The organism is Cyclobacterium sp. L-R (genome assembly GCF_056859355.1).
In genome coordinates, this window is record NZ_JBSXOH010000047.1 from 67,784 (window position 1) to 74,222 (window position 6,439).

At 40.1% G+C, this 6,439-nt stretch carries 6 protein-coding genes; 4 read left to right on the forward strand and 2 right to left on the reverse strand.

The annotated features are described in order from the left end of the window. Positions 1 to 102 precede the first annotated feature (102 nt). The 3 genes from AC13EX_RS05025 (at position 103) to AC13EX_RS05035 (ending at position 3,427) form a co-directional block, all read left to right on the forward strand. Entirely contained in the window at positions 103 to 576 is a 474-nt protein-coding gene (locus tag AC13EX_RS05025; protein WP_482891801.1) for a GNAT family N-acetyltransferase, read from the forward strand. 217 nt (positions 577 to 793) lie between these two features. After that, on the forward strand, positions 794 to 1,894 hold the full coding sequence (locus AC13EX_RS05030) for a vWA domain-containing protein (RefSeq protein WP_482891803.1): 1,101 nt from the start codon (positions 794 to 796) through the stop codon (positions 1,892 to 1,894). A gap of 3 nt (positions 1,895 to 1,897) precedes the next feature. Further along, on the forward strand, positions 1,898 to 3,427 hold the full coding sequence (locus tag AC13EX_RS05035; RefSeq protein WP_482891804.1) for a magnesium chelatase: 1,530 nt from the start codon (positions 1,898 to 1,900) through the stop codon (positions 3,425 to 3,427). Between the two features lie 194 nt (positions 3,428 to 3,621). On the opposite strand, the gene AC13EX_RS05040 is transcribed toward AC13EX_RS05035, so the two are convergent. Together AC13EX_RS05040 and AC13EX_RS05045 are read right to left on the reverse strand one after the other, a co-directional pair. Continuing rightward, complete coding sequence (locus AC13EX_RS05040; protein ID WP_482891805.1) at positions 3,622 to 3,831, reverse strand: YgaP family membrane protein; 210 nt, start codon at positions 3,829 to 3,831, stop codon at positions 3,622 to 3,624. Positions 3,832 to 3,999: 168 nt separating this feature from the next. Then, entirely contained in the window at positions 4,000 to 4,845 is an 846-nt protein-coding gene (locus AC13EX_RS05045; RefSeq protein WP_482891806.1) for an alpha/beta fold hydrolase, read from the reverse strand. Between the two features lie 196 nt (positions 4,846 to 5,041). Here AC13EX_RS05045 and AC13EX_RS05050 point away from each other — a divergent pair. Next, on the forward strand, positions 5,042 to 6,439 hold a 1,398-nt coding region (locus AC13EX_RS05050; protein ID WP_482891807.1), incomplete at its 3' end, for an IS4 family transposase.

Below are 6,439 nucleotides of genomic sequence, written 5' to 3' on the forward strand. Positions count from 1 at the left end.
AAAATAGTAAGTGAAGCAGTTATAAGGAATCTGTGAATAATATTTTCGAGAAAGGCCCGACTGGTTAAAGGTAAAGTTGCTCAATTTTATTAATTTCAAGTTATGTATACTGTAAGAAAAGGAAAAAAAGAAGACTTGCCAGCTATTCTTGATTTGATCAAAGAACTGGCCCTTTATGAGAAAGCACCTGATGAAGTGACCAATACACTTGAAATGATGGAAAAAGACGGGTTTGGCCCGGAACCTGTGTTTGGCTTTTTCGTTGTCGAGAAGGGGGAAGAGAAAACCATAGTAGGTACTGCCATTTATTATTACCGCTACAGCACTTGGAAAGGCAAACGTTTGTATTTGGAAGATTACATTATAACCGAAAAAGAGCGTGGCAAAGGTGCTGGCAAATTACTCTTCGAAAGGGTACTGGCAAAATCATTAGAAGACGGTTGTACCGGAATGATGTGGCAAGTTCTGGATTGGAATGAGCCGGCTATAAATTTTTACAAAAAATATGGTGCAAGTATGGAAGAGGAGTGGATCAACTGCAACCTTCAGTCAGAAGAAATTCAGGCGCTTATATAATAGGTATTCTCCAACTAGTTACTTTTACTGGCACTATCATTGACAATAAAAGAAGATGCCATTGGACTGCTATGCTGATACTAAAACGTCAGTATGTGACTGGTTTTTATATGATTGTGACCACGCACAGTAGTGCTAAGGACTGTTTCAAGTATAATTTTCCTAAAGGTATTTGGTCAAGTTTAAACCTCATGCCCTAAATTCTTGTTACCCTACTATGAAAGGTTTTAGATTCAGCAAATTTGTCCCTGAAAAGGACGAAGATAAAAATACTTTTGAGCAACTTTTGGATATCTTCCTTCAGTTGGTCACCATGACAGGTGGAGATGCAGCTGAGGCACTTAGCTGGCTTACCGATTTGGACAAGCGATACAATATGACCAAGCCAGGCTATGGCATTGGAGACTTTATTGAGGACCTTAAGAGCAAAGGCTACTTGGATGAAAAACAAGGAATTGGAGGTTTTAAAATCACCGGAAAAGCGGAACAAACCATTCGTAAAAGTGCACTGGAAGAAATATTTGGCAAACTTAAGCGAGGAAAAGGTGGACAACACAAGACCAATCATACCGGGCCCGGCGAAGAAAGGGGCACCGATCGCAGACCTTTTGCTTTTGGAGATAACCTTGACCAAATAGCCCTCACCGATTCTTTGAGGAATGCCCAGATCAACCATGGTTTTTCTGGTGACTTCCTGCTAACCGAAGATGACTTGGAAGTGGTGGAAAGCGAAGCCAGTACACAGACCTCCACCGTCTTAATGATCGACATTTCTCACAGCATGATTCTATACGGTGAGGACCGGATCACTCCTGCCAAAAAAGTGGCAATGGCTTTGGCTGAATTGGTCAAAACCAGGTACCCAAAGGATACGCTGGATGTAATTGTATTTGGAAATGATGCTTGGCAAATTGAAATAAAAGATCTCCCTTACCTTCAAGTAGGCCCTTACCATACCAATACCGTGGCAGGTTTGGAATTGGCCATGGACCTGCTTCGAAGAAGAAAAAATCCTAACAAGCAAATATTTATGATCACTGATGGTAAACCTACCTGCTTGAAGGTAGGCATCAAATACTATAAAAACAGCTTTGGTATAGACAGCAAAATCCTAAAGGAAACGTTAAAACTCGCTGCGCAATGCAGAAAAATGAAGATCCCTGTAACCACCTTTATGATTGCCTCCGACCCCTACCTAAAGGAGTTTGTAAAGGAATTCACCACAGTGAATAACGGCAATGCCTATTATAGCAATCTGCAGGGGCTTGGACATTTAATTTTTGAAGATTACAGAAGAAATAGAACGAAACGTTTTTAAAACATGGAATACACAGAAATGAGCAATAAAGATCTACTAAAAATAAAAACCCTAGGACAATTAAAGGCCGTTGGTTACAGTTCCAAAACCATCAAAGAAGAACTTAGAAGCAACCTTATTAAAAAAATCAAGAACAAAGAAAATGTTTTCGAAGGCGTTTGGGGTTATGAAGATACTGTTATTCCTGATATAGAAAGAGCCATTCTTTCCAAGCACAATATCAACCTTTTGGGCTTACGGGGTCAAGCCAAAACAAGGATTGCAAGGATGATGACTATGCTATTGGATGATTACGTACCTGTTGTGGAAGGAGCAGAACTGAATGATGATCCTTTAAGCCCAATTTCTACCTTTGCCAAAGACTTAATCGCTGAAAAGGGTGATGACACCCCCGTTTCTTGGTGGGCAAAAGAAGACCGCTATACTGAAAAACTGGCAACACCAGACGTATCGGTTGCAGATTTGATAGGTGATGTAGATCCCATCAAGGCCGCGACAATGAAACTGTCATATAACGACGAAAAAGTAATTCATTTTGGCTTGGTACCACGATCCAACCGCTCCATTTTTGTCATCAACGAATTACCGGATCTGCAGGCAAGAATTCAGGTAGCTCTCTTTAATATTCTTCAAGAAGGCGACATACAGATCAGGGGCTTTAAATTAAGGCTTCCTTTGGATCTTCAATTTGTCTTTACTGCCAATCCAGAGGATTATACCAATAGGGGAAGCATAGTAACACCACTTAAAGACAGGATCGAAAGCCAGATCATTACCCATTATCCAAAAAGCATCGCAATTGGCAGAAAAATAACCGAACAGGAAGCCAAAATCAAGGACAGGCCTATGTCTCAGATTCACGTACCTGAGCTGATGAAGGACCTGATCGAACAAATAGCGGTAGAGGCAAGAGAAAGTGAATACGTGGATGAAAAGAGTGGCGTATCTGCCAGACTGACCATTTCCGCTTATGAAAACCTGATTTCCGCTGCCGAACGCAGATTGTACCTGAACAATGAAAATGATACCATTGTCCGAATTGTCGACCTTATCGGCGTAATTCCGGCAATCACGGGCAAGGTAGAACTTGTTTATGAAGGGGAACAAGAAGGCGCCGGAATTGTAGCTTACAATCTAATTGGAAAGGCCATCCGCACCATGTTTGCCCAAAACTTCCCTTCACCTGAGCAGAAAAAGAAAGCCAAAGAAGGCAATCCTTATGTACTTCCCTTATCTTGGTTTGGTGAGGGAAATAGCCTGGATATACTCGCTTCCCAAAGTGATAAAGAATACAAAAAGCTACTTCATGATGTACCAGGCTTAGAAAGCATCACCACCCAATTTGTAAAAGGCCTTCCTGAAATGGAAAAAGAGTTCTACATGGAGTTTGCACTGCATGGTTTGGCCGAACACAGTCAACTGAGTAAAAAATTACTGGACACAGGCATGCAATTCAATGACTTGTTCAGCAGCATGTTTGACTTGGGTGCACCTGGAGAAGAAGAAGAGGATGATGACTTTGACGGACAATAAACCCAGATAGATTGGGATTAGGGCATTTTTACTAAGCCTCCACTTTCAAATGCTCCTTTGATAACAACAGGAACAATATCCCAAGGGAATTGTTCCTGTTGTTTTGACCAAACCATTCGACCGACACCTAATGCTCAAAGAGCTGAAATAAAGCGCTACTTCAGAAGCTTAGGCATTTCAAAAGTATTAGCTATTTAAGCTTGCTTTGTTTTGCAGGTTTTCAAGCCAAAAATTCTGTAAAGTGGACAGAAACTTATCAGGCTAGTTAATAAAAATATGGCAGAAATAACGATTAATATTATCCCAACTACTCCCGTCACGGTCCCTGAGAAATAGAGATAGATTGCAACTATAGCAATTAATGTTCTTACTATTCTGTCGGCTGATCCCATGTTTTTTGTCATGATGATTTTATTTTTGTTGAAAAAGAAATTTGAAGAGCATAGGAACCCATTATGAGCTCATGCATCTAACACAATAAAAATAAACCTTATAATTCAGAATATAAGTGATTTATATCACCTAAGGCAAAATCTCTTCAGCAATCCTACACTTTAAAAACCAACACTTACTTATTGACCAACAAATTGTGAAATTTCGTTTACCATCAGCTCTTTCTCGGTAAATGGAATCAAATGTCCTTCCCCTTTTATGGTTTTAATCTCCAACCATTTTTCAGGGATTTTATCCTCCGAAAACTTAACATTCCCATAAGGTACCAATCCATCCTTATCCCCATGGATATGTAAAATTGGAGAGTTTATCTGATCCCAGCTGGTAACAAAAGTCCGAAGTTCTTCTTCATGAGAATACTTTTCATCGGCAGCCACTCTCAGGGATTTGGAAACCATCCATCTGGTACTTTTATACAAGGCCAGTTTGCCAAACCATAAGTATTTCTCTTGGTCAGGATCCAAGGCTGGAGCGATCATTATCGTGCCAGTCAGCCAATCCGGATCTTGAATGGCAGTATAGCCGGCAATGGTTGCTCCAAAGGAATGACCAATGGTAAAGACCTCTCGATTTTCCCCCACTTCTTTCACCAAGGCATCTATTGCCTTGTACTGATCGGGAATGGGTTGGTAATTGCCATAATCAGAATAACCATAACCTAGACGGTCGATGATAAGAATGGAAAATTGCTTTTTTAAAGTGTCTTCCTGAATATACGGTAGGAAGGCAGAAGAAGAACCTGGCGCTCCATGAATAAACAATAAAATGGGTGCATCCTTGTCTTGATTTTCGTACCATAGCCACCTTAAAGAATACTTTTCTAAATAATTGATATCAAAAGAAATGTCCTTCTTTTCCATCAATTTATTGAGGCTTTTATCACTGTCTCTGAAAGAAAAACAGCCTGAAAAAAGTGGCACTAATAAAAAAGACAATAGAAGAAACCTGATGGTATTTTGATTCATAAAGGTGGGTTTAATGATGGAAACGAAAACCAACCACTACTAGTTTATAATTTGAGGTAAATTACTGATGCTTCAGACTTTTTAAACCCGGATTATGTAATAGAATATCTCCGTCCTGACAATAGTCAGGGGTGATGCCTGTCCCGTGTTTACGGGAAGTGGTGCAATCGCAAGAAAATCTCCAAACAGCAACGAAGTGGCTGATTTTAAAGCGATTTTAGCACGTAATAGAATGTCTATTGCATATTTTGGGCAATGTCGTTTAGTTAAGGAATTTTTATTATTTTTAGGAAAGAAAAGGGAGCGTAGTTTTTTTGAAAATAATCTAACAACAATCAAGTCCTTTTCCTTTTCGAAGGACTTTTTAAAACTATTAAAAAACAATATAGAAAATGGATTAACACGCGATAGGTTCCGTACGACTAACACAGCGTTTGTTCGTCAGCGGTGTTTGGGTTTTACAGATCTTATCTACTTCATGTTGGGCCTGGGTAAATCGAGTGTTCAGCAAGAACTTGATAATTTTTTTTCCGACAAATCGGTCAGCTATTCCAAAGGAGCATTCAGTCAGCAACGATCCAAACTAAACCCCAAGGTGTTTACATGGCTCAATGAACAACAATGTTCTTTTTATTATAATAAAGCCAGCCATATCCGTAAATGGAAAGGTTTTCGGCTTATAGGTATCGACGGCAGTACTTTGCAGCTTCCTTACAGCAAAGAATTGGCAAAAGGTTTTGGCCATTTCGAAACCCGGACTGAAAACGGGAGAAAAGTAGTGTTAGCCCGTGTTTCCCAAGCCTACGATGTACTCAACCAAATCAGTATAGATGCCAAGATCAAACATTACAGGACAAGTGAACTTGCTCTGTGTGAAAGTCATCTTCCCTGTCTAGGGCCGGGCGACCTGCTTATAATGGATAGGGCTTATGCGGCCTTTTGGCTCATGTCCTCATTGGTTCAGCAACAGAAATCCTTTGTCATCAGGGTAAAGGCAAACAGATGGAAACATGCAAAGGCATTTTTAGCATCTACCCAAAAACAGCAGATCATAGAGGTGTCCCCTTCCAAAGAGGCCTTAAACAGGTGTAGGGAAAGGAATATTCCTACTGAGGCACTCAAGTTAAGGCTCGTACGGGTACCGATTGCATCAGGAGAAGACCATATATTGATAACCAACCTAGTTGACCATAAGAAGTACCCTGTCAAGGAAATACGTGAGCTCTACAGGAAAAGATGGCCTGTTGAAGAGTCTTTCAAGCTACTCAAAACTAGGGCGGAACTTGAAAACCTGAGCGGAAAGACGGCCAGGGCCGTTCTCCAGGATTTTAATAGAATCATTCTCAGGGCCAACTTGAGCAACATTCTCAGTAAAACACTTACCAAAAAAGGGATTGACTACTGTAATAAAAAACGGAAAAACACTTATCAGATCAACAGAACCCAGGCGTATCGTAAAACCAAATCTATAATTGATCAACTCAAACAAGGAATGGACAAAATCATTGGAAAAATATCTGATTATGCTTTCAAACTGTTGCTTCAACTTGAAATAATACGGCCCAACAGGTCAGTTCCTAGAATAAAAAGGTAT

Coding starts and splice junctions, on each gene's coding strand:
- AC13EX_RS05045 (WP_482891806.1), bottom strand. CDS start 4,845: ATGAATCAAAATACCATCAGGTTTCTTCTATTGTCTTTTTTATTAGTG.
- AC13EX_RS05030 (WP_482891803.1), top strand. CDS start 794: ATGAAAGGTTTTAGATTCAGCAAATTTGTCCCTGAAAAGGACGAAGAT.
- AC13EX_RS05025 (WP_482891801.1), top strand. CDS start 103: ATGTATACTGTAAGAAAAGGAAAAAAAGAAGACTTGCCAGCTATTCTT.
- AC13EX_RS05040 (WP_482891805.1), bottom strand. CDS start 3,831: ATGACAAAAAACATGGGATCAGCCGACAGAATAGTAAGAACATTAATT.
- AC13EX_RS05035 (WP_482891804.1), top strand. CDS start 1,898: ATGGAATACACAGAAATGAGCAATAAAGATCTACTAAAAATAAAAACC.